This window comes from Rhodococcoides sp. S146-33 (genome assembly GCF_059489205.1).
The window spans coordinates 326,885-353,475 of sequence record NZ_JCAJWY010000003.1 but is presented as its reverse complement, the minus strand read 5'-3'; the positions used below and the strand labels follow the sequence as shown (position 1 = coordinate 353,475).

General features: G+C 63.7%; 31 protein-coding genes. 11 read left to right on the top strand and 20 right to left on the bottom strand.

Features of this window, described 5'->3' with window-relative positions; all coding sequences use genetic code 11:
• Positions 1–57 precede the first annotated feature (57 nt).
• On the top strand, positions 58–411 hold the full coding sequence (locus AC5WEY_RS17390; protein WP_235581791.1) for a hypothetical protein: 354 nt from the start codon (positions 58–60) through the stop codon (positions 409–411).
• 10 nt (positions 412–421) lie between these two features.
• On the opposite strand, the gene AC5WEY_RS17385 is transcribed toward AC5WEY_RS17390, so the two are convergent.
• The 4 genes from AC5WEY_RS17385 to AC5WEY_RS17370 all read right to left on the bottom strand — a co-directional run bounded on the left by AC5WEY_RS17385 (position 422) and on the right by AC5WEY_RS17370 (position 4,962).
• Complete coding sequence (locus tag AC5WEY_RS17385; RefSeq protein ID WP_495646838.1) at positions 422–1,420, bottom strand: enoyl-CoA hydratase/isomerase family protein; 999 nt, start codon at positions 1,418–1,420, stop codon at positions 422–424.
• A gap of 47 nt (positions 1,421–1,467) precedes the next feature.
• The gene (locus AC5WEY_RS17380; RefSeq protein WP_495646837.1) at positions 1,468–2,151 is read right to left on the bottom strand and encodes a DUF4166 domain-containing protein; all 684 of its coding nucleotides are present in this window, start codon (positions 2,149–2,151) and stop codon (positions 1,468–1,470) included.
• A gap of 79 nt (positions 2,152–2,230) precedes the next feature.
• On the bottom strand, positions 2,231–4,027 hold the full coding sequence (locus tag AC5WEY_RS17375) for an ABC-F family ATP-binding cassette domain-containing protein (RefSeq protein WP_495646836.1): 1,797 nt from the start codon (positions 4,025–4,027) through the stop codon (positions 2,231–2,233).
• A complete protein-coding gene (locus AC5WEY_RS17370) occupies positions 4,027–4,962 on the bottom strand; it encodes a 4-(cytidine 5'-diphospho)-2-C-methyl-D-erythritol kinase (protein ID WP_495646835.1) in 936 nt (311 codons plus the stop codon). The genes AC5WEY_RS17375 and AC5WEY_RS17370 overlap by 1 nt, the downstream gene beginning before the upstream one ends.
• Before the next feature lie 204 nt (positions 4,963–5,166).
• Between AC5WEY_RS17370 and AC5WEY_RS17365 the strand changes: the two genes are divergently transcribed.
• From AC5WEY_RS17365 to AC5WEY_RS17355, 3 genes are all read left to right on the top strand, one after another.
• Positions 5,167–6,156, top strand: a complete 990-nt coding sequence (locus AC5WEY_RS17365; protein WP_495646834.1) for a helix-turn-helix transcriptional regulator — start codon at positions 5,167–5,169, stop codon at positions 6,154–6,156.
• Between the two features lie 12 nt (positions 6,157–6,168).
• Entirely contained in the window at positions 6,169–6,984 is an 816-nt protein-coding gene (locus AC5WEY_RS17360) for a DNA/RNA non-specific endonuclease (RefSeq protein WP_495646833.1), read from the top strand.
• 101 nt (positions 6,985–7,085) lie between these two features.
• Positions 7,086–7,589 (top strand): hypothetical protein, encoded by a 504-nt coding sequence (locus AC5WEY_RS17355; protein WP_057479147.1) that lies wholly within the window; start codon positions 7,086–7,088, stop codon positions 7,587–7,589.
• 3 nt (positions 7,590–7,592) lie between these two features.
• Here the strand turns inward: AC5WEY_RS17355 and rsmA are convergent, their stop codons facing one another.
• From rsmA to AC5WEY_RS17340, 3 genes are all read right to left on the bottom strand, one after another.
• Positions 7,593–8,468: a 16S rRNA (adenine(1518)-N(6)/adenine(1519)-N(6))-dimethyltransferase RsmA gene (gene rsmA, locus AC5WEY_RS17350; RefSeq protein ID WP_495646832.1), complete on the bottom strand. Its 876-nt coding sequence runs from the start codon at positions 8,466–8,468 to the stop codon at positions 7,593–7,595.
• 22 nt (positions 8,469–8,490) lie between these two features.
• Positions 8,491–9,618, bottom strand: a complete 1,128-nt coding sequence (locus AC5WEY_RS17345; RefSeq protein WP_057479321.1) for a resuscitation-promoting factor — start codon at positions 9,616–9,618, stop codon at positions 8,491–8,493.
• Positions 9,619–9,719: 101 nt separating this feature from the next.
• Positions 9,720–10,547 carry a TatD family hydrolase gene (locus tag AC5WEY_RS17340; RefSeq protein ID WP_495646831.1) on the bottom strand — a complete coding sequence of 276 codons (828 nt, stop codon included), beginning with the start codon at positions 10,545–10,547 and terminating at the stop codon, positions 9,720–9,722.
• A gap of 21 nt (positions 10,548–10,568) precedes the next feature.
• On the opposite strand from AC5WEY_RS17340, the gene metG reads away from it, so the two are divergent.
• Positions 10,569–12,113 carry a methionine--tRNA ligase gene (gene metG / locus AC5WEY_RS17335; RefSeq protein WP_495646830.1) on the top strand — a complete coding sequence of 515 codons (1,545 nt, stop codon included), beginning with the start codon at positions 10,569–10,571 and terminating at the stop codon, positions 12,111–12,113.
• A 71-nt stretch (positions 12,114–12,184) separates the two neighbouring features.
• Here metG and AC5WEY_RS17330 read toward each other — a convergent pair whose 3' ends face one another.
• Positions 12,185–13,564 (bottom strand): WS/DGAT/MGAT family O-acyltransferase, encoded by a 1,380-nt coding sequence (locus tag AC5WEY_RS17330; RefSeq protein WP_495646829.1) that lies wholly within the window; start codon positions 13,562–13,564, stop codon positions 12,185–12,187.
• Positions 13,565–13,735: 171 nt separating this feature from the next.
• Here AC5WEY_RS17330 and AC5WEY_RS17325 point away from each other — a divergent pair, with 171 nt between their 5' ends.
• Positions 13,736–14,755 (top strand): alpha/beta hydrolase, encoded by a 1,020-nt coding sequence (locus AC5WEY_RS17325; RefSeq protein ID WP_495646828.1) that lies wholly within the window; start codon positions 13,736–13,738, stop codon positions 14,753–14,755.
• Between the two features lie 14 nt (positions 14,756–14,769).
• Positions 14,770–15,198 (top strand): SRPBCC family protein, encoded by a 429-nt coding sequence (locus AC5WEY_RS17320; protein ID WP_495646827.1) that lies wholly within the window; start codon positions 14,770–14,772, stop codon positions 15,196–15,198.
• Between the two features lie 4 nt (positions 15,199–15,202).
• Here AC5WEY_RS17320 and rsmI read toward each other — a convergent pair whose 3' ends face one another.
• Entirely contained in the window at positions 15,203–16,045 is an 843-nt protein-coding gene (rsmI, locus tag AC5WEY_RS17315) for a 16S rRNA (cytidine(1402)-2'-O)-methyltransferase (RefSeq protein WP_495646826.1), read from the bottom strand.
• 88 nt (positions 16,046–16,133) lie between these two features.
• On the opposite strand from rsmI, the gene AC5WEY_RS17310 reads away from it, so the two are divergent.
• Positions 16,134–17,645 carry a dolichyl-phosphate-mannose--protein mannosyltransferase gene (locus tag AC5WEY_RS17310; protein ID WP_495646920.1) on the top strand — a complete coding sequence of 504 codons (1,512 nt, stop codon included), beginning with the start codon at positions 16,134–16,136 and terminating at the stop codon, positions 17,643–17,645.
• Positions 17,646–17,654: 9 nt separating this feature from the next.
• Here AC5WEY_RS17310 and AC5WEY_RS17305 read toward each other — a convergent pair whose 3' ends face one another.
• From AC5WEY_RS17305 to AC5WEY_RS17295, 3 genes are all read right to left on the bottom strand, one after another.
• Positions 17,655–18,077 (bottom strand): DoxX family protein, encoded by a 423-nt coding sequence (locus AC5WEY_RS17305; RefSeq protein WP_057479154.1) that lies wholly within the window; start codon positions 18,075–18,077, stop codon positions 17,655–17,657.
• A 66-nt stretch (positions 18,078–18,143) separates the two neighbouring features.
• Entirely contained in the window at positions 18,144–18,512 is a 369-nt protein-coding gene (locus AC5WEY_RS17300) for a GntR family transcriptional regulator (protein ID WP_057479155.1), read from the bottom strand.
• Between the two features lie 10 nt (positions 18,513–18,522).
• Entirely contained in the window at positions 18,523–19,191 is a 669-nt protein-coding gene (locus AC5WEY_RS17295; RefSeq protein ID WP_495646825.1) for an SDR family oxidoreductase, read from the bottom strand.
• 64 nt (positions 19,192–19,255) lie between these two features.
• Between AC5WEY_RS17295 and arsC the strand changes: the two genes are divergently transcribed.
• A complete protein-coding gene (gene arsC / locus AC5WEY_RS17290) occupies positions 19,256–19,603 on the top strand; it encodes an arsenate reductase (glutaredoxin) (protein WP_495646824.1) in 348 nt (115 codons plus the stop codon).
• A gap of 61 nt (positions 19,604–19,664) precedes the next feature.
• Entirely contained in the window at positions 19,665–20,165 is a 501-nt protein-coding gene (gene soxR / locus AC5WEY_RS17285) for a redox-sensitive transcriptional activator SoxR (RefSeq protein ID WP_082521152.1), read from the top strand.
• Here soxR and AC5WEY_RS17280 read toward each other — a convergent pair.
• From AC5WEY_RS17280 to AC5WEY_RS17250, 7 genes are all read right to left on the bottom strand, one after another.
• Positions 20,081–20,983: an SDR family oxidoreductase gene (locus AC5WEY_RS17280; RefSeq protein ID WP_495646823.1), complete on the bottom strand. Its 903-nt coding sequence runs from the start codon at positions 20,981–20,983 to the stop codon at positions 20,081–20,083. The genes soxR and AC5WEY_RS17280 overlap by 85 nt on opposite strands.
• 74 nt (positions 20,984–21,057) lie before the next feature.
• Positions 21,058–21,228, bottom strand: coding sequence for a hypothetical protein (locus tag AC5WEY_RS17275; RefSeq protein ID WP_495646822.1), 171 nt, complete (start codon positions 21,226–21,228; stop codon positions 21,058–21,060).
• A 72-nt stretch (positions 21,229–21,300) separates the two neighbouring features.
• Entirely contained in the window at positions 21,301–21,975 is a 675-nt protein-coding gene (locus tag AC5WEY_RS17270) for a ScbR family autoregulator-binding transcription factor (protein ID WP_057479325.1), read from the bottom strand.
• Positions 21,976–22,162: 187 nt separating this feature from the next.
• The gene (locus tag AC5WEY_RS17265) at positions 22,163–22,597 is read right to left on the bottom strand and encodes an effector binding domain-containing protein (RefSeq protein WP_495646821.1); all 435 of its coding nucleotides are present in this window, start codon (positions 22,595–22,597) and stop codon (positions 22,163–22,165) included.
• On the bottom strand, positions 22,594–23,049 hold the full coding sequence (locus AC5WEY_RS17260; protein WP_495646820.1) for a GyrI-like domain-containing protein: 456 nt from the start codon (positions 23,047–23,049) through the stop codon (positions 22,594–22,596). Before AC5WEY_RS17260 ends, AC5WEY_RS17265 begins: the two co-directional genes overlap by 4 nt.
• Positions 23,050–23,186: 137 nt before the next feature.
• Positions 23,187–23,636 (bottom strand): hypothetical protein, encoded by a 450-nt coding sequence (locus AC5WEY_RS17255; protein ID WP_495646819.1) that lies wholly within the window; start codon positions 23,634–23,636, stop codon positions 23,187–23,189.
• A 12-nt stretch (positions 23,637–23,648) separates the two neighbouring features.
• The gene (locus tag AC5WEY_RS17250) at positions 23,649–24,374 is read right to left on the bottom strand and encodes an MFS transporter (protein WP_495646818.1); all 726 of its coding nucleotides are present in this window, start codon (positions 24,372–24,374) and stop codon (positions 23,649–23,651) included.
• Positions 24,375–24,459: 85 nt separating this feature from the next.
• Here AC5WEY_RS17250 and AC5WEY_RS17245 point away from each other — a divergent pair, with 85 nt between their 5' ends.
• On the top strand, positions 24,460–25,350 hold the full coding sequence (locus AC5WEY_RS17245) for a LysR family transcriptional regulator (RefSeq protein WP_495646817.1): 891 nt from the start codon (positions 24,460–24,462) through the stop codon (positions 25,348–25,350).
• Positions 25,351–25,477: 127 nt separating this feature from the next.
• Here the strand turns inward: AC5WEY_RS17245 and AC5WEY_RS17240 are convergent, their stop codons facing one another.
• Positions 25,478–26,359, bottom strand: a complete 882-nt coding sequence (locus AC5WEY_RS17240) for a glycosyltransferase family 2 protein (protein WP_495646816.1) — start codon at positions 26,357–26,359, stop codon at positions 25,478–25,480.
• Between the last annotated feature and the right edge of the window lie 232 nt (positions 26,360–26,591).

Below are 26,591 nucleotides of genomic sequence, written 5' to 3'. Positions count from 1 at the left end.
ACCCGCGCGGATCGACGTCGTCCAGAGAAGCCCGCCACGGAATCGAACGAGGTTGAAGTGACTACAAGCGATCAGATCTCAGAACACGGCCTGCCCACCAACGGCCGCTCCACGTCTCACGGATCGACCGCCGGCTCCACGCCGACGCTCGGACGCGGCCAGGCACCCGATCGTCGTACTGCCATGGGCGTCGCCTCGGTACGCATCGCAGGCCGGCTGACCCAGAACGAGCTCGGCAGCCGTACCGGTGACATCCGCACCCCCGACACCTCCGTCGGCCCCGACGAGCTGCTGCAGCTGCTCGGCGAATACCTCGTCTCGGGTGGCCTGCAGAACCCCGAGATCCATGTGCGTTCCAACGGCCAGACCATCGTGTTGGACCTGCAGAACCCTGCCAAGGGTTACCGCTGACCCCAGACGGTCACAACAGCTGTTGGAAAGCCTCTGGTCGCACCATTTCGAGTACCAGAGGCTTCCACTGCGGTGCGCGGTCCTTGTCGACCAGCACCGCGCGTACACCTTCGGCGAAGTCCGGTTCGGTGATGATCCAGGTCGCCATTCGCAACTCGCGGTCCAGACATTCCCGCAACGTGCTGTCTGCTCCGCGCGCAATCAGCGCGTCGGTGGCCATCAGTGACGTCGGAGACAGCGTCGCCAGCTGAGTCTTCGTGGTACGTGACCACGGGGTGTCGCACTCGAGCGCGTCGATGATGTCGACGAGAGACTCCTTCTCGAATACCGCTGCCACCGCCTCGGCGTCGAACGAGAGCTCTGTCGTCGACGGCACCGTTGTGTGGCGATCCAGCGCCTCGTGAATATCGGTGCCGGCGAGGATGTCGGCCTTCAATTCGTCGACGACCTCGCTCGGGCAGAAGTGCGTGGCCAGACCCAATGCGAGCGCGTCCGGTCCGGTGATGCGCGTACCCGTCAGCGCCAGATACCGACCTACACGACCGGGCAGTCGTGACAGGAAGTAGCTCGACCCCACATCAGGCACGAAGCCGATCGCAGTCTCCGGCATGGCCAGTACCGCGTTCTCGGTGACGACACGGATGTTGCCGTGAATCGAGATACCGAGACCTCCACCGAAGGCCGCTGCCTCGATGATCGCTATGTACGGCTTGGGGTAGTTCGCGATCAGTTCGTCGAGATCGTATTCCGCGGCGAAGTACTGCGGCCCGGCGTCGCGATCGCCGTCGACGACGGCCTGCCGAATCGCCTTGATATCTCCGCCCGCGCAGAACGCCCGCGGCGAACCACTCGTCAACAATACCGACGCAACCGCATCGTCGTCTCGCCACGCATCGAGAGCGTCGCGGATGCCGTCGATCATGGCACCGTTCAACGAGTTCAGAGCCTCCGGCCGATTCAGGACGATATGTCCGACCCCGCCGGACACCTCGGCTTCGACAACGGCCATTGTTGACTCCTTCACCCGCACATCGTTCGACGCGTAACAGTAGCGCGCTACTCGCGTGACTCCACCGATCGAGGACGCGCGTCACCGGGGATGTCGGCTGTTCGACACGGCCTCTCCTCCGCGGTGAACCATCCGCGATACAGAAAGATCTGGCCGAGGACCGGACTCTGAACCTTGATCTCGATGCGATGCCGCTCCTCGGCCGAGTCCCACCACTCCCGACCGATCGTCAGCGCCGACGCCACCTTCGGCAATTTCGGTGCCACCGGGCCGAGCAGGAATCGGGGCACTTCGCTCTCGAGTATCAGACCGCCTTCGTCGTCGACCTCACACCTGGTGTGCACCACCATGTCCGAGGAGAATCCCAGATAGTCCAGGGCGTACTCTTCGGACTCGGCAGAGGACACCATCACGGAGTTCATCCCCTGCGGACGGCCGGCAAAGGCGAAACGGCGCACGAAAGACATTGTCTCGCGGCCCAACTCGTCGACATACGCGTAGTTGGCGATGGTGAACGGCACGTCCGTGCCCACGCCCGCAGGAAAGAGTCCGCGCTTGCGGCCGGCCCACAGCAACGGCGGCGGCACCAAACGTGAGTGCGTCATTTCCTCCATCACGCCCACCCCGAATTGGGCGAGCTGATCCGAGGACTGCAACCCGAAGCGCCACTGAACCTTGGGATGCAGACGTGAGAAATCCGAACCGAGTACTTCCGCGACCACCGATGCCATGTGTCCAGTATGCGCAGCGCGCACGTGCACGAAACTTCGTAGCGGGTTACGAATTACCGTTCACATGCGGCGGAGCCGCTCACTCGAGCTCGGCAGCCAGTTCCATCCACCGTTCCTCGGCCACGTCCTTGTCCGCCAGGACCTGCTTGAGCTCGGTGTCGAGAGCAACGAGCTTGCCCGGCTCGGTGGACGCGTCGACGAGTTCGGCGTGCAACTCGACCTCACGCTTGGACAGGCGCAGGACGAGCTTCTCGAGCTTGCTGAGTTCCTTGCGGGCAGCGCGCTCCGAGGCCGCATCGCGGGTTGCCTTGCGCGGTGTCCCGCCGGTGGTCAACGAGTCGGGGGTCGCGTCGGCGGCGAGAACGGCCCGCCTGCGCAGGTACTCCTCGATGCCACCGGGCAGGTTGGTGAGTTTGCCGTCGCCGAACAGTGCCCACGTCGAGTCGCAGATGCGTTCGATCAGGTACCGGTCGTGACTGATGACGACGAGCGTGCCCGCCCAACCGTCCAGGATGTCCTCGAGCTGCTGCAGGGTGTCGATATCCAGGTCGTTGGTGGGCTCGTCGAGCAACAGCACGTTCGGCTCGGCCATCAGGACTCGCGTCAATTGCAGGCGGCGGCGTTCGCCACCGGACAGATCACCGACCGGCGTGCGCTGGCGAGCGGGCGTGAAGCCCAGCCTCTCCGCAAGCTGTCCGGCAGAGATCTCCTTGTCGCCCAACGTGATTCGCTCGGCCACTTCCTTCACCGCGTCGAGCACCCGGAGCTTCTTGGGCAGGTCGTCCAATTCCTGCTTCAGCCAACCGATCTTGACGGTCTGGCCCTGAATGCGCTTGCCCGCAGCGGGCTGCAGTTCACCGGCAAGCGTGCGGAGCATGGTCGTCTTACCCGAACCGTTGACGCCGACGAGACCGACGCGCTCGCCGGGAGCCAGACGCCAGGTGAAGTCCTTGACCAGCTCACGCCCGTCGGGAGTTTCCAGGCGCGCGTCCTCCAGTTCGATGACGACTTTGCCCAGCCGACGCTGCGCGAAGGAGGACAGTGCAACGGAGTCACGAGGCGGCGGAACATCGGCGATCAAGGCCTCGGCGGCCTCGATTCGGTACTTGGGCTTGGACGTCCGGGCGGGAGCGCCGCGGCGCAGCCACGCGAGTTCCTTCCGGGCGAGGTTGCGACGCCGCTCCTCGGATGCGTCGGCCTGACGGGATCGTTCGGCGCGCGCGAAGACCCAATCGTTGTAGCCACCCTCGTAGGTTTCGATACCGCCCCCGACGACCTCCCACGTCTGATTGGCGACGGTATCGAGGAACCACCGATCGTGAGTGACCACGACGAGTGCGCTGCGACGCGAAACAAGGTGCGCAGCGAGCCACTGCACTCCCTCGACGTCCAGGTGGTTGGTGGGCTCGTCGAGCACGAGCAAGTCCAGGTCCTGCACGAGCGCGGCAGCCAGCGCGACGCGACGGCGCTCGCCGCCGGACAGATTGTCGATCGAGGCGTCCAGCCCGGAGCTGCCGACCGGTCCGAGATCGGCGATGCCGATGCCCGTCAGGATGTTGCGCACCCGAGAATCACCGGCCCATTCGTGCTCGGCCATGCCGAGCGGGTCGAGCACAACCTGGCCGACGGTCGACCCGGGAGGCAACACCCCGCGCTGGGTCACGACGGCCATCCGCAGGCCGTTGACTCGGCTGACGCGTCCCGAATCGGGCGGTTCGAGACCGGCCAGAACCTCGAGCGTGGTGGTCTTACCGCCGCCGTTGAGGCCCACCATGCCGATGCGTTCGCCCTCCTGCACGCCGAGGGATACGCCGTCGAGCAGCGGCTTGACGCCGAAGGACTTGCTGACGTTTTCGAGATTGACGAGATTGACCATCAGGAAAAACCAATCGATTCATTAGTGACAACACGAGCGCCGGGAACCGGCCCACTCGCAACACGGACGGTGCGGCACACGCCGGCACCGGACAGTTCAGCGCTCACCGACACCGCCGCGTCGGCGTCGGCGCAGAGAAACGCACACGTGGGGCCCGAGCCCGAGACGATGCCCGCCAACGCCCCGGCCGTCACCCCTGCGCGAAGGGTGCGACGCAGCTGTGGCATCAGCGACACCGCAGCAGCCTGCAGATCGTTGCCGAGCAACGGCGCGAGGGCACGCGCATCACCGGACGTGAGCGCATGCATCAGATCCTCGGTGCCGCCGAGGCGAGGCGGACTGCCTTTGGCGCGCAACTCGTCGAGTTCGTTGTACACCGCGGGCGTCTGCAGACCGCCCTTGGCCAACGCCAGTACCCAGTGAAAACTGTTGCGCGAGAGCACCGGAAGTAACTTCTCACCGCGTCCTGTTCCCACCGCAGTGCCGCCGTGCAACGAGAACGGTACGTCGCTACCGAGTTCTGCAGCGACGTCGTCCAGCTCGTCCCGAGAGAGATCCAGATGCCACATCGCATTGAGGGCCACCAGAGTCGCAGCAGCATCGGCGCTTCCGCCTGCCATGCCTCCGGCCACCGGAATGCCCTTGTCGATGGTGATCTCCACCGACGGCTCACGGCCGACTCTTTCGCCGAGCAGCACCGCGGCCTTCCACACCAGATTCCGCGAATCGGTGGGAACCACCTTCGCGTCGTCGCCGCGCACCCGAACCGAAAGCGACGTGGCCGGAATCACCGACAGCTCGTCGGACAACGAGAGCGCCTGGAACACCGTCGTCAACTCGTGAAAGCCATCGGGACGCAGGTCACCGACCGCGAGATGCAGATTCACCTTCGACGGGGCCCGTACGACAACGGGTGTGGGAACGACAGACAGCACGAGTAACCACAGTAGTGGAGAAACAGCGGCCGAGTTCACCACCAGGAGGCCCAGCTCGGGGTACGCGACGTAGCGCCCGAGAGGAGTCAATGTGACGTTCGGTGGCCTTTGTGACGGTCAATGTCACATTTGGTGGACTTGGGTGGCGGTATCGGGTCGGTAAAAGGGACCGAATGTGTCCGCATTCGGTGACATTGTGTGGATATGAAGGAAACCTCGGCCCGGCTGCTGCGGTTGCTGTCCCTGCTCCAGACTCGTCGCGACTGGGCGGGTGCGGAGCTGGCGGAGCGGCTCGATGTCACTCCGCGAACATTGCGACGCGACGTGGACAAGCTGCGCGATATCGGTTACCCCGTCAATGCGACGCCGGGGGTCGGCGGCGGCTATCAGCTCGGCCCCGGTGCCGAGATGCCGCCACTGCTGCTCGACGACGACGAAGCACTGGCGGTTGCGTTCGGGTTGCAATCCGCCGCCGGCGGGTCGGTGGCAGGCATCGGCGAGGCGTCGCTGCGGGCCTTGACGAAGCTGCGTCAGGTGATGCCGTCGCGCATCCAGCATCGGCTCGACGCGCTGCGCATCGACGTGGTGGAACAGACGCCACGTTCGGCGGTGGACGCCTCGGTGCTGTCGACGGTGGCGGCGGTGTGTCACCGGCACGAGCGGCTCCGATTCGACTACCGCAAACACGACGGTTCCGAGTCCAGACGTGAGGTGGAGCCGTACAGCCTGGTGCGGGCGGGAGCGCGCTGGTATCTGCTGGGATGGGATGTGCTGCGGGAGGATTGGCGATCGTATCGAGTGGATCGACTGATTCCGAAGATCCCGACGGGTCCTCGGTTCACCCCGCGAGAGTTGCCTGCCGGTGGGGCGGCCGCGTTCGTCTCGCAGGGTATCGATCGCGCGTTCACTCAGGTGCAGGCGAGGATCGCGCTGCATGCACCGATCGAGACCATCGCTCCGATGATCGACGAACAATGGGGCGCAATCGAATCCATCGACGAGCACACCTGCGCTGTGATTCTGTCCGGCGATTCGCTGCCGTCGATCGCGCGGTGGCTGGCAGCGTTCGAAACCGATTTCACCGTGCTCGATCCACCGGAACTACGTGACGAATGCCGAGTCGTCGCCGAGCGGCACGCGAGACTGACCGACCGGTACCTGGCGGCGGTTCACTCTCCGGTAACCGACGCGTGAGTCAATGGACCGATGACGTCACCACTCGGTTTCGACCCGGAGTTTCTGTCCGACATCGACGTTCCTCTGCCCGATCGCGCTGGCCTGGTGGTGCTGCCGTACACCCACTTCTCGGTGTCCATCGACCCCGATCGACGCCTCGCCGCGGTCACCGGCGTCAACATCGACGGCATGAGCTTGAAAGACGTCGAGCGGGGCGACGACTGGCGCTTGGACGACCGACTGCCGGCGTCACAGCAGGCCGGTAACGAGCTGTACAAGAACAACGACCTCGATCGCGGGCACCTGGTTCGCAGGCGAGACCCGGTGTGGGGCGAGCTGCCGGTGGCCACGCGCGCCAACGAGGACACCTTCCACTACACGGTGTGTGCTCCGCAGACAGCCACGTTGAACCAGTCCAAGACACTCTGGCTGGGGCTCGAGGACTACGTCCTGGGATACGCAGAGCAATACGGCCAACGACTTTCGGTGTTCAGCGGCTGCATCTTCGCCGACGACGATCCGATCTACCGAGGCATCGCCATTCCGAGGCGGTTCTTCAAAATCGGAGTGTGGTCCCAGGATTCGAGTCCGGCGTGCACCGGCTACGTGCTGGACCAGTCGCCGTCCCTCGACCCGATCCTGGACAAGCCGCTGCGACTCGAGACCGATCCCCCGCCCCTCGGTCCCTACCGGACGTACCAGGTTCCGGTGGCCGACATCGCGTCGGCGACCGGTCTCGAACTGGACCTGCTCATCGACGCCGATCGGTACGCACCGGTGGCCGCGGCTCGTGCCGAAGCGTCGAAGTGGACCGAGCTGACGCGACTGTCCGACATCCACCTCTGAACGAACTAAGTGGTTTGATATGAAATCGTGACGCGCACAATCGTTGGATGCCAATAGCATTGCTCAGCATCTGACGGAACGTCGACGAACAGGGGCCCGACATGCGTAGACGATGGACGACGGCACTGGTGGCGCTGGCGATGACGGTGGCCGCACTGTTCGTCTCGGGTGGCACGGCGGCGGCCGCGCCGCACTCCCATCTCGCGACCGTCTCGATCCCGAGCGCGTACCCCTGGGAAGCGCCGTACACGCTCGAGGTCAACGGCTACAGCGGCCTTCGATCCGACTTCGGCGGGCCGTATCACGCATTCCTGGCGATCACCGCGCAGCCGCCGACCACCGACCCGATCTACAGCCAGAACTGGCGTTTTCTGTCGTTCGCTTCGCACACCGAAGTGCAGTGGCGCAACACGACAACCGGGGCCTCGGGCGTCGCACACGAGGACAGGAATGCGCGGTATCCGTGGGGTGAGGCGTACATCGACACCGGTCTCGGGTGGGTCGAGTACACGATCACGGTCACCTCTGGAGCATTCGTTCAGCAGCTGAATCCGCAGCGGGTCACGTCGTCCGGCGCACTCGAAGTGTCCATGAATCCGTTCTGACGGTCAGGCTTCGGTAGCGGCCAAACGGACGAAGGCTGCGGCGTCGATGGTCTCGCCGCGTGCCGTCGGGTCGATCCCGGCCTCGCGGAGGCGCCGTTCGGCGGCAACCGGGGAACCGGCCCACCCCGCCAGGGCTGCTCGTAAAGTCTTGCGCCGCTGCGCGAATGCGGCATCGATCGCGGCGAAGACGGCCTTGCGATGCGCTGTGTCCGTCGGCCACGGTGGCTCGGCGTACCGATCGATGCGAACCAGTCCCGACTCGACCTTGGGCACCGGCCAGAACACCGAACGGCCCACTGCGCCTGCCCTTTTGACATCACCGAAGAATCTGGCCTTGACGCTGGGAATGCCGTAGATCTTGCTTCCCGGTACCGCGGCCAGTCGATCGGCCACCTCGGCCTGGACCATCACCACGGCCACCCTCAGGCTCGGCAGTTCCGAGAACAGATGGATCAGCACGGGAACGGCGACGTTGTAGGGAAGATTGGCCACCAGAGCGGTCGGCTCGCCGGCGATGTCTGCGGCACGGATACGAAGGGCGTCGAACTCGATGACCGTCAGGCGGTCGGCCAGAGTCGGGGCCCGGTCGGCCACCGTGATCGGCAGACGGGTCGCGAGCTTGGGGTCGATCTCTACCGCGATGACGGCCTCGGCAACATCGAGCAGCGCGAGGGTCAGCGATCCAAGCCCTGGACCGACCTCGAGCACCGTGTCCTGCGGGCCGACGCCCGCCGAGGCGACGATTCGTCGAACGGTGTTGGCGTCGTGGACGAAGTTCTGCCCGAGCTGTTTGGTGGGCCGTACATCGAGCTCGGCGGCGAGAGAACGGACCTCTGCGGGACCGAGCAGAGCCGCAGCTCCCCTCACATGTTCGGACACTGGGGAGACTCTACTGAGGCAATCAGCGATAACCCAAGCGCGAGGTGCATGCCGGCCATGCGCCCCAACCCTGGGACTTCTGCGTCACCGAGGCGATGGCGATCTGCTCTTCGCGGGTAGCGAGGTCGGCGCGCGGAGCGTATTTGAGGCCGCCCTGGCGTTCCCAGGTGTTCTGGTCGAACTGCACGCCGCCGTAGAAACCGTTGCCGGTGTTGATGGCCCAGTTGCCGGTTGCCTCGCACTGAGCGAGCGCGTCCCAGATCGCACCGTTCTCCACGGGCGGAACCTCGGTACCGGGCTTGGCTCCGACGCGTACGGTCTTCGGCTGCGCCGGCACCTTGACCACTTCGTCGACCTTCTCGCGTCCGACCTCGACCCCGTTGACCATGTTGATCTTCCAGGTGATGTCGGAGACACCGGGAGCGCCGGGGTTCTCGACGACGGTCTTGCTCATGTTCATCGCCGGATCCTCGATGCGCTGTTCCGGGGCATCTGTATCGGTGGTCTCGGTCTTGGTGACGGTCCGATCGCGCGTCACGACGATCTCCGCGCCGTCGGTGACGGTGGCGTCGGGATCCGGGGTGACGGTATCGGCCTCTTCCAGCGGCTTACCCGCTGCTTCGAGGAATTCACGCACGGTCGGTGCGGCCAGGGTGAGCGGTGTGACCGGCGATCCGCCGTCGACCAGTGAGACCTTTTTCGGGAGAGCCACATCGAGCTCGGTTCCGTCGAGGGGCAGTCGTTCGGACCTGGACGCGGACACGTGCACGTCCTCGGCCAAACCGGTCTGCTGCAACGCCTCGTCGACGGTCAAGGCGGTGGTCCAGATGTCCTCGGGCTTACCGTCCACGTTCAGCGTGATCTCACGCGCGCGGCGCAACACCACGGTGTCGCCGTCGCTCAGTCCGGAATCGGGGGCGGGAACAACCAGATCCTTGTCCGACGGCGCGTAGCCCGCATCGACCAAGGCGCTGTTCACGTCGGTCTTCATCGTGCTGAGGGAGATCATGTCGCCGTCGACGTCGATGGTCACGGTCTTGTGACGGCTCACGGCCATCACGCCACCGGCGACGAGCGTCATCAACAGGGCCGCGACGACCAGGTAGAGCGTGGTCGAACGGGCGGAGTTGAGACGTCTGATAGTCGACAAGTTTCGTATTCCTGGCGGTTGCGAGCGTGACTCGGTACGCGAAACGCCGAGTTCGGTCACGGTACGGTAACGAATTAGTACCCACGCCGCAACTTCAGCTGCTACAGGCCGTACACCCGCTCGGCATTGGCCGTCGCGTGCGCCGCCAGCTCGGCCGGATCCTGGCCGCGAACGTCGGCCAAGGCTCTGGCGGTGTACGGCAGGCAGTAGGGCTCGTTCGGTGCGCCACGGAACGGATGCGGAGTCAGGAACGGTGCGTCGGTCTCCACCAGCACCAACTCGTCGGGCACCAGCACCGCGGCCTCACGCAAAGCGTGCGCATTCTTGAAACTGACGGTCCCGGAGAAACTGAGAACGTAGCCGGCGTCGACGCAGGCCTTCGCGGTCTCGGGACCGCCGGAGAAGCAGTGGAAGATCACGGTCTCGGGTGCACCGTCCGACCTCAGCACCGCCAGCAGATCCTCGTCGGCCTCGCGGTTGTGGATCATCAGCGGCTTCCCGAGCCGCTTGGCGAGGTCGATATGCCAGCGAAAGCCCTCGTGCTGCTCGGCCACCGTCGCGCAACCGTCGAGCTTGCCGGGCCAGTAGTAATCCAGCCCCGTCTCACCGACGGCAACCACACGCGGATCGGATGCCAATCGCTCGATCTCCGCCTTGGCGTCGTCGTCGAGCACGTTCGCGCGGGTGGGGTGAATGGCCACCGCGGCCCACACCCGCGAATCCCAGGACGCAGCGTCGACGGCGAAGCGCGCGGCATCGAGATCGTCGGCGATGGTGACCACGCGGGTGACGCCGACGGACTCGGCCTTGTCCACGATCGCGGCCACACTCGCCGCGTCGGTCGCGCCGCACGCATCGAGGTGGGTGTGCGCGTCGACGAGGGTGCCGACGGGCTCGGGCAACGGTGGTGCGGGACGGTCTCTACTCACGATCGTTAGAGTAGGCGCACCATGACTGCGCCAGCTGATGCCTCACGGCCACCCTTCTACGTCACCACGGCGATCGCGTACCCCAACGGCGCTCCCCACATCGGGCACGCCTACGAGTACATCGCCACCGACGCCATCGCGCGCTTCAAGCGCCTCGACGGTTACGACGTGCGATTCCTGACGGGAACCGACGAGCACGGGCTCAAGATGCAGCAGACCGCGCAGACCGAGGGCATCGACGTCCGCGACCTGGCAGCACGCAACTCCGACGCGTTCCAGACTGCGCAGGATCTGCTGAAGATCTCGTACGGACGCTTCATCCGCACCACCGACGCCGACCATCACGCCGCGAGCCAGGAACTGTGGCGACGGATGGAAGCGAACGGCGACATCTACCTCGACGCGTTCTCCGGCTGGTACTCGGTACGCGACGAAGCGTTCTACACCGAAGCCGAAACCACCCTCGCCGAGGACGGCTCCCGCGTCGCCACGGAGACCAACACCGCTGTCGAGTGGACCGAGGAGCCGTCGTACTTCTTCCGGCTCTCGAACTACCAGGACAAGCTTCTCGAGCTGTACGACGCGTCGCCCGACTTCATCGCACCGAACACGCGCCGAAACGAGATCGTGAATTTCGTCAAGGGCGGTCTACGCGACCTGTCGATCTCGCGCACCACATTCGACTGGGGTGTACCGGTTCCCGGCGATCCTGCACATGTCATGTACGTGTGGGTCGACGCGCTCACCAACTACCTGACCGGCGCCGGCTACCCGGACCTCGAGTCCGAATCGTTCCGCACGTTCTGGCCTGCCGATCTCCACGTCATCGGCAAGGACATCACTCGCTTCCACACCGTCTACTGGCCGGCGTTCCTGATGTCCGCAGACATCGAGCTCCCCAAGCGGGTGTTCGTGCACGGGTTCTTGAACGTCAAGGGCGAGAAGATGTCCAAGTCTCTCGGCAACGTACTGGACCCGCAGTCGTTGGTGGAGAACTACGGTCTCGATCCGGTGCGCTTCTTCTTTCTGCGCGAGGTCTCGTTCGGTCAGGACGGCAGCTACAGCCACGAGGCCATCGTCGCTCGCGTCAACGCGGATCTGTCCAACGAACTCGGCAATCTCGCGCAGCGTTCGTTGACGATGGTCGCGAAGAATCTGGAAGGACAGCTTCCGACACCGGGCGACTTCACCGCCGAGGACGAGGCGATGCTGGCCCGCGCGGACGCGCTGTTGGAGATCTGCCGACGCGAATTCGACGTGCAGGCAATCCATTCCGCGCTCGAGGCGATCTGGTCGGTACTCGGTGAGACCAACCGCTACTTCTCGTTGCAGCAGCCGTGGGTGCTACGCAAGACCGATCCCGATCGCATGGCCACCGTGCTGTACGTGACGATCGAGGTGCTCCGCATCGTGAGCATCCTGGCGCAGCCCGTCATGCCCGATTCCGCGTCTCGCATCCTCGACCTGCTCGGTGCGTCCAACCGCGAATTCGCCGATTTGACAACACGTTCGGTACCCGGCACATCCCTACCGACCCCGACGCCGGTGTTCCCGAAGTACGAGTAGAGCGCTCCGCGCATGTGAGCGAAACTTCGACCCCCACTACGAATTTTCGTTCACATGCGGCGAAGCCGCTCTCACAGGGTCTTCTCGAGCTCCTCCAACGTGTTCTCCAGATGCGTCAGCATGCGCTGCAGATGCGGCACACTGCGTCGGCACCCGATGAGTCCGAAGTTCAGCGAATCGCCGTTGCTGGCGACGGTGATATTGAGCGCCTGCCCGTCGACCACGATCGACGCCGGGTAGATGCCATCGAGTTTCGCGCCGTTCCAGTACAGATCCTCCTTGGAGCCCGGCACGTTCGAGATGACGACGTTGAACGGTGGCGGGGTGTAGTCGACGAATCCCGGCACCGGCCCGAACAGCAACGGAGCCATGGTGATTGCGCCGACGGCAAGAGCTTCGAGGGTATTGAGTTCGCTCATCATCTGCTTGCCCTTGACGGTCGAATCTTTGATGCGCTCGAGCCGCAGCAGGGGATCGGATTCGTCGGTTCCCAGATTGCACAGGATTGTCGTCACGGAGTTACCCGCATCCTTGCTGTCGCCCTCCTTGCGCAGCGACACCGGAACCATGGCGATCAGGGGCTCCTCGGGCAACGCGTTCTGGTCGATGAGGTACGCGCGCAACGCTCCGGCGCACATCGCGAGCACCATGTCGTTGAGCGTGGCGTCGAGCGCGGTACCGACCTTGCGAATGCGCTCGATCGACCAGCTCTCGGCGGCGAATCGACGGGCTCCACCGATCGGCACGTTGAGCATCGTCCTGGGTGCCTGCAGCGGTAGCTGTGCACCCTGTTTCTTCAACGCGCGCAGCCCGATTCGAGCGGATGCCGGCGCGAAATCCACCAGGTCGCCGGCAATCTTGCGTCCCAACGAGAGCCCGCTTCCGAGCTGCGCCAAACGCCCGGGCTGCTCGGCATCGGCTTGCTTCGTGCGCTTGCGGAACAACGACGGGTCCCAGGTGGCCACCCCGTTGCGATCGTCCGGATCGTTCGTGAGCGTGCGCATCGACAGCTTGAGAGCGCTGACGCCGTCGACCAAGGAGTGATGCATCTTGGTGTACAACGCAATTCGTCCGTCGGCCAGCCCCTCCACGATGTGCAGTTCCCACATGGGCCGGTACCGATCCAGCGGTGCACTGTGAGTGAGAGACAAGAACTGGAACAACTCACGGATGCGTCCCGGTGAGGGCAGCACGGTGCGTCGGACGTGGTACTCGAAGTCGACGTCAGGGTCGTAGGCCCACGCCAGGTTTCCCATGATCTGTACGGGCCGGGCAGGCCGCTTACGGAACACCTCGTGAACCTCACCGGTGGTGAACTTGTGGTGCACCTCTTGCGCGAACTCGTGCGGGTCGCCCGGGGGAACGAACAGCTGCAGCCCGCCCACGTGCATCGGGTGCTCCCGTGACTCGGCGATCAGAAACATCGATTCGGTGATGGGCATGAGTGCCATGAGCTGTCCTTTTTCCATTTGTTTTATGTCACGGTACGGCACCGAATGTGACTCAGAACACGACCTTACGTGCGCTCACGAAAACCCACCCGCTATTGTCCGTTACCAGGGGTTCCAAGTAGAGCGGGGTTCCGACGCACGGCGCACACGCTCCGCGCAACGACAACGGGGATGGAGGCGACGGCTATGAATCCGGCGCTCACCGTAGTGAAATCGACCGATCCGGCGGCCACCGCACGCCGCCGTGACATCCGTGGCGCGAGCCTGCAATCACAGATCCTGTCCAAGTACCTGCAGTTCACCGTCCGACCGTTTCTGACGGTGTGGGCGCAGGCTCCCTCCCTTCCGTGGCCGATGGGGCTGGTCGACTACGCCGGGCTGCTCGTCCCACAGATCAGCGGCACCACACGCAGTCGCGTCATGCTCGCCGAGTGCGAGGCCGAATGGATCCGAGCCGAGGGCACCGGAACCGATCGTGTCGTTCTGTACCTGCACGGAGGTGCCTTCGTCTGCTGCGGTCTGCGGACCCATCGCCGAATGACATCCCGGGTCTCCAAGCAGATCGACGGCCCAGTGCTCTCGGTCGACTACCGCATGATGCCGCGCAATCCCATCAACCATGCCGTCGAGGACGGCGTCGACGCGTACCGCTTCCTCCTCGATTCCGGCTACCGCCCGGAGCAGATCGTCCTGGGCGGCGATTCGGCCGGCGGGTATCTCGCGTTCATGGTCACCTTGGCGCTGCGCACCGTCGGCCTGCCCGCACCGGCAGGGATCTTCACCATGTCTCCGCTGACCGATATGGACCCCTCCCGCAAACTCGACCACGAGAACGCGTCGAAGTGTTCGGTGTTTCCGTCCAATGCAGTTCCCGCACTGACTGCGTTGGCCGATCGCGTCGATGCGCGCATCGTCGTCGAGGGCCAGCGAGGCCCACGGGTCTCCCCCGTCGACGGTGACCTCACGGGTCTGCCGCCGGTGTTGATTCAGGTCGGGTCGACCGAAATGGTCTATGCCGACGCCGAACTCATGGCTCAGCGTCTCGCAGTCGCCGGGGTAGATTGCGAACTTCAGGTGTACGAGGATCAGGTCCACGTGTTCCAGGCAGCCGATTTCGTTCCCGAGGCCCGACGCGCGCTACGCGCCATCGGCGAGTTCGCCCATAACGTCAGCCCCCGTACAGAAAGCTGAGATACCTTCTCCCCATGGCAGTCACAGTGAACAAGTCCGTCGATATCGACGCCGACGCAGCGACAATTCTCGACGTCCTCGCGGATGTCGAAGGCATCCCCTCGTGGTCTCCGGTGCACAAGAAGTGCGAGGTGGTCGATCGATTCGAGGACGGTCGACCGAACCACGTCAAGATGAACGTCTCGATCATCGGTGTCAACGACGAGCAGCTGGTCGAATACACCTGGAGCGAGAACGAGGTGTCCTGGACCTTGGTGGAAAGCGATCAGCAGAAGGCCCAGGACGGCCGATACACGTTGACGCCCAAGGACAACGGCACCCACGTCGAGTTCGAGCTGACGGTCGACCCGAAGATTCCGCTCCCAGGCTTCCTGGTGAAAAAGGGAACCAAGACGATCCTCGAGGCGGCGACCGAAGGTCTGCGTCAGCAAGTAGTGGGCTGACCCGCTACTGCTCTTTCCGCGCAGCGAGAACCGCCTCGTAGACCTCACGCTTGGACACGCCGTCGACCGCAACCTGGGCGCAGGCGTCTTTCAACCGCATGCCCGACTCCACCAGCGTTTCCACGTCGGCGACGAGATCCTCGGGCTCCCCGGCGACGGCGACAGCTCCTTCGAGTACGACGGTTATCTCGCCGCGCACTCCACCTCTCGCCCAGTCGAGCAGCTCCCCCAGGCCGCCGCGTCGGACCTCCTCGTAGGTCTTGGTGAGCTCCCGGCACACCGCGGCGCGGCGGTCGGGACCGAGTACGTGCACGGCGTCCTCGAGACACGCCACGAGGCGGTGTGGGGCCTCGAAGAAGACAATGGCCCGTGGTTCGGCGAGCACCGACTGGAAGTAGGTGCGTCGCTGGCCCTGCTTGCGCGGCGCGAACCCGTCGAAGCAGAACCGTTCGACCGGCAGACCCGACAAGGCGAGCGCAGTCGTGACGGCCGACGGACCGGGCAGACAGGTCACCGGCAGATCCGCCTCGACGCATGCAGCCACGAGCCGGTAGCCGGGATCACTCACCGACGGCATCCCGGCGTCGGTCACCAAAAGCACCGTCTTGCCCTCGGCCACGGCTTCGACCAGGGCCGGCAGGCGGGCCGTCTCGACCTGGTCGTAGAAACTGACCACCCGCCCTGCGATCACCACGCCGAGCGAGGACGCGAGTTGTTTGGTGCGCCGAGTGTCCTCGGCGGCGACGACATCGGCACTGCCGAGGGCGTCACGCAGGCGCTGCGAGGCATCACCGACGTCGCCCATCGGGGTGGCGGCAAGGATGAGCATGTCTTCAGTGTCCCGCATGCAGTGCAGCGAACTGCAGGCACCGCGCATCAACGCCTACGATCGGTACGTGACCTTGCTGACCTCTGAGCGCTCCGGCGACCGGTCGATGGTCAGTCCCGGGCCCACCGTTGCCGCGCGCGACTGGTTCCACGACACCGATGCCAAGCGCGGCTGGATCGTCACTCTTGTCATCACCGCCATCTGTGCGATCACGCGATTCACGATGCTGCGCTACCCCACCGACGCAGGAACCCCGGTCTTCGACGAGAAGCACTATGCCCCGCAGGGCTATCAGGTACTCACCGGCGGCGGACTCGAAGACAATCCGGCCTACGGCCTCGTGGTTCATCCACCGGTCGGCAAACAGCTGATCGCCGTCGGAGAAGCGCTGTTCGGTTACAACGGGTGGGGTTGGCGCTTCTCGTCGGCCGTGGCCGGAACACTGTTGGTGCTGTTGGTGATTCGAATCGTTCGACGCCTTGCACGGTCGACACTGGTCGGTGCGATCGCCGGGATCCTGCTGACCGTCGACGGGGTGACCTTCGTCAGCAGCCGGATCGGCATGCTGGACATCTTTCTCGCACTGTTCGTCACCGCGGCACTGGGATGCCTGATCGTCGACCGCGACGACATGCGGCGACGATTGTCGAGGGTGCGTGACGAAGGCCGAATGAACGCAAGTGCGTTCGGTCCGCGAATGGGTGTGCGATGGTGGCGATTCGGAGCCGGCATCATGCTGGGGCTCGCCTGCGGCACCAAGTGGTCCGGCCTGTATTTCATTGCGTTCTTCGGATTGCTCAGTGTGGCATTCGATGTGGCCGCACGTCGCTCGTACGGCGTCCGGCGTCCGTGGCGAGGAACGGCAGTGCGAGACATCGGGCCCGCGCTCTACGCATTGGTCGTCGTTCCCATCGCGGTGTATCTGATGACGTGGTGGGCGTGGTTCACCTCGGAGACCGGTGTCTACCGGCACGAGGTCGGCAGCGGCATCGGAGTCGGAGGTCCGTTCTCGTTCGTTCCCGACGCACTGCGGTCCCTCTGGTTCTACAGCAGCAGTGTGCTGCAATTCCATGAGGGACTGACCAATTCGGCCGGCAACCGGCATCCGTGGGAATCGAAGCCGTGGACGTGGCCGATGGGTCTGCGTCCGATGCTCTACTACTTCGCCGACGGCGAGAGCGTGTCCGGCTGCTCGGCGTCCTCGTGCGTGAAGGCCATCATGCTCATCGGCACACCCGCGATGTGGTGGCTGGCGTTGCCGATGCTGGCCTGGACGATCTGGTCGGTGGCCGTTCGGCGCGACTGGCGTTATGCCGCAGTGCTGGTCGGATACTCCGCAGCTCTGCTGCCCTGGTTCACCACACTGGACCGACAGATGTACTACTTCTACGCGGTGGCGCTCGCTCCGTTCATGGTGATGGGCTTCGCGTTGGTGCTGGGGGACATCATCGGCAAGGCGACGGCATCAGCGGAACGGCGAGGTACCGGGCTCCTACTGGTTGCCCTGTACCTCGCCGTGGTGATCGCGAATTTCGTCTGGTTGTGGCCGATCCTCACCGCGATGCCGATCACTCCGGAGATGTGGCAGCAACAGCTGTGGTTACCGAGCTGGCGTTAGGCCGGCCGACTACGCAAGCAGTGCTGTCTTGCCTTTGGTGAGTCCGTCGATGCTGATGCGTCCGGCACCGAATGCGGCCAGCAGCAGCGCGCCGACGCCGAGGGCGACGACGAGTTCGTAGCCGTTGTCCGCTGCGAACACACCGTGCTCGAAGTGGACGAAAATCGCCGCTCCGAGCATGTCGAGGAAGAGCAGCAGGCCGGCGATGGGAGTAAAGATTCCCAGGATGAGCGCGCCGCCGCCGATGAGTTCCACGAAGGTGGCGAAGTAGGCGGACGCCGTGGGGAGCGGGATGTTCATCATCTCGAAGCTGGCCGCGGCACCGTCGAGGCCGTAGGTGTTCAGCTTCTGCCAGCCGTGGGCAATGAAGACGACTCCCAGGCCGATGCGGGCTACGAGGGCGACGGCGTCGCGGACGAGGGTGGAGTTCATTGAGCATCCTTCTGACACGACTACATGGGCCGCCCCACGATGTCAGAACTATGTTGAAGCGTCAACTTAGCGGTCGCTTGCACCCTTCAGCGCCGATTCCAGGAAGGATCGCGCCTGATCGTCGCCCAAGCCGATCGAACGGACGGTCTTGACGAACTCCGTCGCCGCCCGTGCCGCGATATCGCGAGAGGGATCGCCACCCGATGCGACGAACGACCCCGATCGTCCGCGCGTCTCGATGACACCTTGCTGTTCCAGCTCCCGGTACGTCTTGGCTACGGTGTTCGGAGCGATCTTCAGCTCCTCGGCGAGACCGCGAACCGTCGGAATCTTGGTGCCGGCGATCAGATCTCCGGATCGCACCAGCCCGAGGATCTGCATCCTCAGCTGCTCGAACACCGGTGTCGTGTTCGACGGATCGATATGAACGCGCACAGTCCGTGCCTCAACCAACCGCGTCGACTGCGTCGACGATGGACGTCGAACCGGACGTCAACATCAGAGTCTTGTTCACTGCTTTACCGGTATCGAGCAGCTGCGCGATCACGGCGGCCACATCGGCACGCGTCACCTCGCCGGACTCGAGGGGCGGCTCGGTGAGCGACACCGAATCCGTGGGATCCTCGTCCGTCAGTTTGCCGGGACGCAGAATCGTCCAGTCGAGACCGGATCTCGCCGAAACATTCTCTTCGGCAGCGGTTTTGGCGTTGATATAAGCCTTCCAGCCGTCATCCAGATCCTCTGCCACCGGCTCTCCGGCACCGAACGAGCTGATCAGCACGTAGCGGCGAACACCGGCCTTCTCGGCTGCGTCGGCCAGCAGAACCGCACCCGCTCGATCGACGGTGTCCTTGCGCTCCGGACCGCTGTTGGGCCCGGCACCGGCTGCGAACACCACGCCGTCGGCACCCTCGAGCACGGCCGCCAACTCGTCGACGGAGGCAGACTCGAGGTCGATCACCTGGGGCAACGCACCCAGTGCGGTGACAGCATCGACGTGGTCGTCGTTGCGAATCAACGACACCGCGCGATCGCCGTGCGCCGTCAACACCTGCGTCAGGTGCTGCGCGATCTGGCCGTGCCCACCTGCAATGACAATCCGCTTGTCGGTCATGAAAACAACTCCCGTTCCTGGCGTGAATCTGTCGGCGGGCTACCCGCGTGGCAGGATTGCAAACATGACCGCCACCGCGACCATCTATCACAATCCCCGGTGCAGCACATCGCGCACGGCGTTGAAATTGATCGAGGAAGCGGGCATCACTCCGCGAGTGATCCGATACCTGGAGTCACCGCCCACCGAGGGCGAGCTCCGCACCCTGCTCGCCGACGCCGGTCTCGAACCCCGGCAGGCTGTTCGCACCCGAGAGAGCATCTACAGGGAACTGGCGCTCGGATCCGCGGACGACGATACGTTGATCGCGGCGATGATCGAGCACCCGATTCTCATCGAACGCCCAATTGTGGTGACAGAGAAGGGAACCGTGCTGGCGCGACCCGCCGACAAGGTGAACACCGTTCTCTAGCGCATACCCTCGTAGAGCAGCCGCGCCGCAAGAATGCAGGACCTCGAGTAATGTCGAGGTCGTGCCGATGCCCGAGTGGAACGTTCGCGAGCTGACTCCAGGCCAACTCTCCGAGCGCAGTGGAGTTGCCGTGTCTGCACTCCACTTCTACGAGAAACAGGGTCTGATCACCAGCCGCAGAACCACGGGGAATCAGCGCAGATTTCACCGCGAGACCTTACGACGTGTCGCGTTCATCCGTATCTCACAGAAGGTCGGAATTCCGCTGGCGGAGATCAGGCGAGCACTGAGCGATCTTCCGGACGAGCGGACGCCCACGCGCGAGGACTGGGCCCGACTCTCGACGCGGTGGCAGCGCGAACTCGACTCTCGCATAGAACAATTGACCAGGCTGCGTGACAACCTGACCGGGTGCATCGGCTGCGGATGTCTATCTCTTGCCGGCTGCGCTCTGGCCAATCCGCACGACGAACTGTCTCACTCGGGTCCGGGTGCGCGCACGCTGGACGTGGACTTCGACGCCCCCTCGACGCGACGCGGGACGAGCAACCTCGAGAATTGATCGTTGGCTCGCTGCAGCACGAATTCGTAGGGCGGCGCGAACTTGCGGGCCATCCAGTAGCCGAACCTGATGTCGTTGGAGGAGTACACGAGGTACTTGCGCTTGGCGATTCCGGCGAGGATGGCATCGGCGACCACGGACGGTTCGACGGCACGCTTCTCGAATCGGTGCTGCAACTTCTGCACACGCGGATCGTCGCGATCGACGCCGGCAATCTGAAGTGTGTCCACCAGACCGGTTTTGACGCCGCCCGGAACCACCAGGCTGACGCCGATTCCATGGCGCTTGAGGTCGTACTTGAGTACCTCGGACACTCCGCGCAAACCGTACTTGCTTGCGCTGTACGCAGCGTGCCACGGCAGAGGAATCAAACCGGCCGCAGACGAGACGTTGACCAGATGGCCACCGCGTCCGGCCTCGACCATCGGCGGCAGAAACTTCTCGATGATGTGTATCGGCCCCATGAGATTGACATCGACCATCGACTTCCAGTGCCGGTGTTCGAGGTTCTCGACGGTTCCCCACGCCGAGATACCGGCGATGTTCATCACGACGTCAAGGCTGCCGAACTCGGCATGGATGTCATCCGCGAACGCGGTGACCGCCTCGAAATCGGACACATCGAAGGGCAACGAATGGCTGACTGTACCGCCCGCGCGGCCGACCATGTCCACAGTCTCGGCCAATCCCGAGGCGTTGATATCGGTGAGGAACAGCTCCGCTCCCACCCCTGCAGCAGCGATCGCCGTCGCCCGACCGATTCCGCTGCCCGCGCCCGTGATCAACGTCTTTTTGCCGCGCAGATCGTAAGTAGCCATCGAAGCCTGTATCCCCCACCGGTTGCCACGTTCAGTTCGATTTCGACCCTACGCGGTGACGACCGACAGGGTTGTCACAATCTGTGCGACATCTCGTCTCGGTAGTCGGCAACGGTGTGCTCGATACGCGCAGCGTCGTCGTCCGCACCGCGTTTGCGCGCATCGTCCGCGCGCTGCTGCAAGGTGCCGATCGCCTTCCGCAGTTCGTTGTCCGACATTCTCGATTTCTGAACAGTGTGTTCCATATCACACAGTGTGCCCGGCACGAAGGAGCCCGGCAAGCACTACACGATCACGAAACTGCTCGGCGGATCTGTTCAGACGGTGACGGATGCAGAGGTGATGTTCTCGCGTACGAAACTGGACAGACTGCGTGCTGCGAATTCACGGAAGTAAGGCAGCTTGTCGGCGGGCACGAGCGACGGAAGCACGGTGTTCCACACTTTCTCCATCCTCGACGGCGCGTCTTCGAGACGTGACTGCGCCTCGGACACCATCAGGACTCCGGCGAGCATCTCGCACACCAGTAGCGCCGCGTTGCCCGCGTCCAGGTGATCGGCAACGTCGCCGTGCTCGATCGCGCGCTCGAAGAGGTGCTCGAAGATGTTTCCCCAGGTACCGAATACGCTGCCACGCGCCGTGTCGGAACCGTCGATCTCCATCTGCAGCCGGTACATGACTCGAACCAATGGATCCGAGGCCGCGAGCTCGAGCACGGAGTACGAGATTCCGATGACCGATTCGAGGGCCGGGCTACGACTGTCGACCAGGCCGGCACACGCGGTGGACACCCGTTCGTGACCTTCGTCGACGATTGCGCGGGCCAGCTCTTCCTTGGACGCGAAGTGGAAGTAGAGCGCTCCCTTGGTCACGCCGGATTGCGCAGAAACCTGACTGAGTGTGGCATTTGCGTGCCCCACCTCGAGGAAGAGGTCTGCCGCGGCGCGCAGTGCTGCTGCGCGTGTTGCTTCTGCTCTGAGTTGTCTCACCATGTTGCTGCACCCCTGCTCTGTCGACCTTGCGATGACATCGACGCCCTGTCCACACTGCCTACCCGTCGACTGACGGCGTGCGGGCCGAATTGACGACGACCGATCGGGCCGGCAGCGTTCGACAATAGTAACCGGTTCGATGCCGACTTTGTGATTCGAAAGTGACAATTACGTGAAGAAGTTCCGTTCACAAAACAATTGAAATGAAAAGTTCCACTTCTCCAGAGCTTGTAACGACTTCTACTTCCTCTTTGTACGCCCGAAAAATTGCCCCGGACGCCACACAGTCGTCGACCTGAGCCCACACGTCCTCGATAGGGTCGGCCAGCGAACCACTCGGCGTGAATACTGCAAACACACCGGTCGGTATTGAAACGAACACATCTCCCGCATCGACATCAGCGGGAGAATCCACCGGGACAGCGACGACCGCATTGACCGTGCCGTGCGCATCCGGCACGTACACCGTGGTTACTTCGTTCGCGCCGATATGCTTCTCGCGCAACCGATCTCGCAAGAATCCCATCCATTCGCTGCCACTGGATTCGGCACCCGCGTCCACTCGCGGCGCTACCAATCCACTGAACAGTTCCGCACTTCGCGCTGTCACCCGAAAACTCACGATGAACCACCGGGCAGAGTGATCGCCAGATAGAGATCGATTTTGTATGCGTGCGGATAGCACTCGTAATCGCCGGTGAACGATCGCACTATCTCGCCCTGCTCCTCGGCATGATCGATCTGAGTCCACAGTCGAGTGAGAACCTCGGGGAAATACCCCACCGCGGAAAATCGAGCATATTTTCCGGCGAGAACTTTTGCTACTAGATGTCCGCGCGCAACTTGCCCGAGAGAGGAACAGAGATAACCGACTATCTGTGTGTTGTAAGAGCCGATACCGGGAGCGAAGTCGGTATAAATGGACGCCAGCGGACCCGACGTGTCCTGATTGAGCACCGCAGACCAGGCCTGGTCCAAAGCGGGATCGTTGAGCCTGCCGAGTGCCCGTTTGGGGCTGCGGACAGGAAGACCGGCGACCCACGTTTCGGGGAGGTCGACGATCTCGAACGACATTCACACTCCAAGAGAGATTGCAGGGCAGATCCTGTGCTCGGAACCGGTCCGGTCGAGGATATCGCCCGTCAATCTACCGGCCCGACGGGCACGTCGATCGTCAATCGATCAACCATACCGTCAGTCCGTTTTGATTGCTAAGCAACTTCTGTCTTGCCGGCCGACCTCAGGTGTCGAACCGCCAGCGCAGCGACGACCACGACGAAGCCGCCGACACTCAGCCACGGCAGCAGATCGATCGCCGACGCGGCGAACGCGCCACCGACGAAGCCGCCTGCGGCAATGGCAAGGTTGATGAGCGCGACGTTGAGCGTCGCAGCGAAACCGCCGCCAAGGGCCACGACCGCGGTGGTCACGATCGGAAGCGCGGCCATCTGCGCGGCACCCCACACCGCCAGTGCGGGGAACACGACGGCAGCGGACCCACCGGACAGGGCGAGCGCAGCCACCGCTGACATCGCAATCACGGCGAACACAGTCACCCAGAATGTATCGGCGCGTCCGCCCAGGTAGCCCCCGATGGCATTGCCCAGCAATCCCGCTACGCCGAAGACCCCCAGCCCCACCGAGATGCCGCCGGAACCCATTCCGGCCGACTGCTAGAGGTATACCCCGAGGTACGGAAAGAAGAAGTTGGACGCGAGCAGAATTGCGACGGCAACACTCAGCAAGCCGAGCACGCCGGGAACGGTGACCACCCGTAGTTGGTGGAAGCCCCCGCGGACCCCCGTCCCCTCGATTCGACGGGGCAGCACAACCCACAGACCCACTGCCAGCACCGCTCCGAGCCCGGCCAGCGCGACGAACACTGCACGCCACCCGGCGACCCCGCCGAGGTAGGTACCGATCGGTGCCCCGAGGAACATGGCGCTCATCAGACCCCCGAAGACCAGAGACACGGCCTTTCCGCGCGCCTCCGGGGCAACGAAGGTGGTGACTGCGCTGACGGCCACACCCAGCGCTACTCCCTGTGTAGCAGCAGACGCGATGCGTCCGACCAGCAGCACGGGCAGTCCGGGTGCCACTGCGGCAACCAGGTTCGCTGCCGCGAATACGACCAGAAGCGCGGTCAGCAGCGCACGTGGGTGACGGTGGGCCAGCGCGAGGCCCAGCGGGACGGCGAGGATCCCGACGGAGAGGGCATACAAGGTGACGGTGAGCCCGGCGGCACCGACTGTGGTGTCCAGATCTCGGGCCAGCTGAGGAACGAGTCCGATGGCCACGAACTCAGCGGTTCCGATCACGAACGCGACGGCGGCGAGCAACAGGACGGAAGGCGACAGCAGAGATCGCTGCTGTATGTCGGCAGAAACGGTGGACGTCATGCCGACGACGCTAGAACCGAACCGGTATAGGATCAAAGACCAATTTGCAGTTCTGTGTATAGGCAACCACTATAGGAGTTGGCGAATGAGTATCCGCCAGTACGAATATGCACTTGCTGTTGCCGAGGAGGGGTCGGTGACCGCGGCGGCCGAGAAGCTCCGCGTCGCTCAACCGTCGGTCTCACAACAGATCAGGTCGCTGGAGAAGGAACTCGGCGTGCAGCTGTTCGTCAGGACTTCCCGCGGACTGAGCCTCACCGTCGCCGGACGCGCCTTCGTCAAAGAAGCATCGATTGCGGTGTCCGCCGCTCGCCGAGCTCGCGCTGCCGCGACGGCATGCTCCGGAACAGTTGCCGGCGAGCTGGTCGTCGTCGTCGAGACCGGACTCGGGATGTGTCAACTGCCGCGAGCCATCGGCGAGTTGCGGCGACGGTATCCCAGCTTGGAGGTGACCCTGTACGAGGAATCGGACCCTCAGGCAATCGACCGTTTGGTGCGTACCGGCGAGGCTGACCTGGTGCTCTCCAGCGACTACGGCCACTACGATCCGAACGCCACGGTCATCGGCGACGAATCGTATGTCGTCGCACTGTCCGAAGGTCACCCGCTGTTGAGCAGGAAAGTGTTGACGCTGAAGGAGCTGGCATCCCAGCCGTGGGTTCGACTTCGACGGGGTAGTGCTCGCGACGACGTCATCACGCACGCGCTTCGATCGCACTCGTTGTCGGTATCGACGGTCGCTCGGGCATCCCAACTGGCCACCGCGGTCAAGCTTGCTTCGGAGGGTCTGGGCGTCACACTGATACCGGCCTCGGCCGTCCCACCCGGATACGGACACCTTGCGCGCCCGCTCGACCCGCCGGTATCGCATGCCGTCCGAGCAAGCGTCCGCTCGCCTTCCGGTCCCGCCGAGTCTGCATTGCTCGATTATCTGAGCCACGAGAATTGGTGCGGACTCGACCTCGTTCGCGCCTGAGACCCGACATCGATTCCCGTTATTTCGGGCGAATCGGACTTTGTCGTTATTGTTTTGAGCGATTCGGAAACCGAGAAAACCGACGATTCGTCACATTGTTGTCATTCATTGTCGAGCATCCGAGAATTCACTTCCCGGACGCAGCCGCAAATCGATTTTCACGAATTGCGGACAGATGACGGTCCGATGTAACGCTTGCGTCGGAATGCGATACCGGGAGAATGCGCGATTCACAGGTGGACAGCATGCGCGTCAACGGCCAATGAACAGTGTGCAAGATCATGTCCCCGACCAGCAATCGACGCAGCGACTTGTTTGCCAGGTTGTGGAACGCCCAGGTCCGGTAGGAACTCAGTACATAGTGGCGGTACTCCAGGGGCGGCGTGAGCAGTCGACGCCCCGATACCTCCACGCACATGGATTTGATCTGTGCGATGCGCAGCCCGACGCGGTAGAGGCACAGCGACAGATCGATGTCCTCGTGCAGGTCGGTTCGCACACTCACTCGGTCGCGGGCCGCCTCCCAGGCAGAGCGACGAATGGCGAAGTTGTTGCCGGACCCTGCAGATACCCACAGCTCATCGGGCTTGCGCTTGGTCGTGTAGTTGACGAAGGCTCGGTAGGGAGCAGCCCAGGGCGAATCGTAGAGGTAGATCGGGCCGGTCACCGCGGCATAGTCCAGCCGTCGATCGAAGAAGTCCAGAACCGATTTTGCCCAGCCTGCGCTGACGTGTGTATCGGCGTCGATGCGGCCGATGATCGATCCGCTCGCGTGATCGAAGCCGGTGTTCCGGGCGTGCACGACGCCTCGCTCGGACTCGGCCACGAGCGTCACCATCGGGAATCGACGACGGCGCTCGAGCACTATCGCGGCAGTGTCGTCGGTGGAGTTGTTGTCGACCACGATGATTTCGTGAATGTGTTCTTGCTGTTCGAGCAATGCATCGAGGCATTCACCCACGTGGGCGGATTCGTTGAATGCAGGAACAACGACCGAAAGAGTGTTCACCCGTGCCAACCCCTGACGAATTGTTTTTGGCAACCGTGTGGCTCGATTCGCTTGCAGAATTCATTGGTCCCGAAATGCGAGCCGCGGACGAAATCGATGGTACCTCACTATGACGCGGGGACAATTCGTCGATTTATGCGCAGTAAACAATACGAATTACGTTCAGATATGGCCGAACATACTGGAAATCGCAAGACGGACGCCTGAACCAGTAATCGCCCGGTTTATGCGC

Coding starts and splice junctions, on each gene's coding strand:
- AC5WEY_RS17385 (WP_495646838.1), bottom strand. CDS start 1,420: ATGGCCGTTGTCGAAGCCGAGGTGTCCGGCGGGGTCGGACATATCGTC.
- AC5WEY_RS17380 (WP_495646837.1), bottom strand. CDS start 2,151: ATGGCATCGGTGGTCGCGGAAGTACTCGGTTCGGATTTCTCACGTCTG.
- AC5WEY_RS17375 (WP_495646836.1), bottom strand. CDS start 4,027: ATGGTCAATCTCGTCAATCTCGAAAACGTCAGCAAGTCCTTCGGCGTC.
- AC5WEY_RS17365 (WP_495646834.1), top strand. CDS start 5,167: ATGAAGGAAACCTCGGCCCGGCTGCTGCGGTTGCTGTCCCTGCTCCAG.
- AC5WEY_RS17360 (WP_495646833.1), top strand. CDS start 6,169: ATGACGTCACCACTCGGTTTCGACCCGGAGTTTCTGTCCGACATCGAC.
- AC5WEY_RS17355 (WP_057479147.1), top strand. CDS start 7,086: ATGCGTAGACGATGGACGACGGCACTGGTGGCGCTGGCGATGACGGTG.
- metG (WP_495646830.1), top strand. CDS start 10,569: ATGACTGCGCCAGCTGATGCCTCACGGCCACCCTTCTACGTCACCACG.
- AC5WEY_RS17330 (WP_495646829.1), bottom strand. CDS start 13,564: ATGGCACTCATGCCCATCACCGAATCGATGTTTCTGATCGCCGAGTCA.
- AC5WEY_RS17325 (WP_495646828.1), top strand. CDS start 13,736: ATGGAGGCGACGGCTATGAATCCGGCGCTCACCGTAGTGAAATCGACC.
- AC5WEY_RS17320 (WP_495646827.1), top strand. CDS start 14,770: ATGGCAGTCACAGTGAACAAGTCCGTCGATATCGACGCCGACGCAGCG.
- rsmI (WP_495646826.1), bottom strand. CDS start 16,045: ATGCGGGACACTGAAGACATGCTCATCCTTGCCGCCACCCCGATGGGC.
- AC5WEY_RS17310 (WP_495646920.1), top strand. CDS start 16,134: ATGGTCAGTCCCGGGCCCACCGTTGCCGCGCGCGACTGGTTCCACGAC.
- AC5WEY_RS17305 (WP_057479154.1), bottom strand. CDS start 18,077: ATGAACTCCACCCTCGTCCGCGACGCCGTCGCCCTCGTAGCCCGCATC.
- AC5WEY_RS17295 (WP_495646825.1), bottom strand. CDS start 19,191: ATGACCGACAAGCGGATTGTCATTGCAGGTGGGCACGGCCAGATCGCG.
- arsC (WP_495646824.1), top strand. CDS start 19,256: ATGACCGCCACCGCGACCATCTATCACAATCCCCGGTGCAGCACATCG.
- AC5WEY_RS17280 (WP_495646823.1), bottom strand. CDS start 20,983: ATGGCTACTTACGATCTGCGCGGCAAAAAGACGTTGATCACGGGCGCG.
- AC5WEY_RS17275 (WP_495646822.1), bottom strand. CDS start 21,228: ATGGAACACACTGTTCAGAAATCGAGAATGTCGGACAACGAACTGCGG.
- AC5WEY_RS17270 (WP_057479325.1), bottom strand. CDS start 21,975: ATGGTGAGACAACTCAGAGCAGAAGCAACACGCGCAGCAGCACTGCGC.
- AC5WEY_RS17260 (WP_495646820.1), bottom strand. CDS start 23,049: ATGTCGTTCGAGATCGTCGACCTCCCCGAAACGTGGGTCGCCGGTCTT.
- AC5WEY_RS17255 (WP_495646819.1), bottom strand. CDS start 23,636: ATGGGTTCCGGCGGCATCTCGGTGGGGCTGGGGGTCTTCGGCGTAGCG.
- AC5WEY_RS17250 (WP_495646818.1), bottom strand. CDS start 24,374: ATGACGTCCACCGTTTCTGCCGACATACAGCAGCGATCTCTGCTGTCG.
- AC5WEY_RS17245 (WP_495646817.1), top strand. CDS start 24,460: ATGAGTATCCGCCAGTACGAATATGCACTTGCTGTTGCCGAGGAGGGG.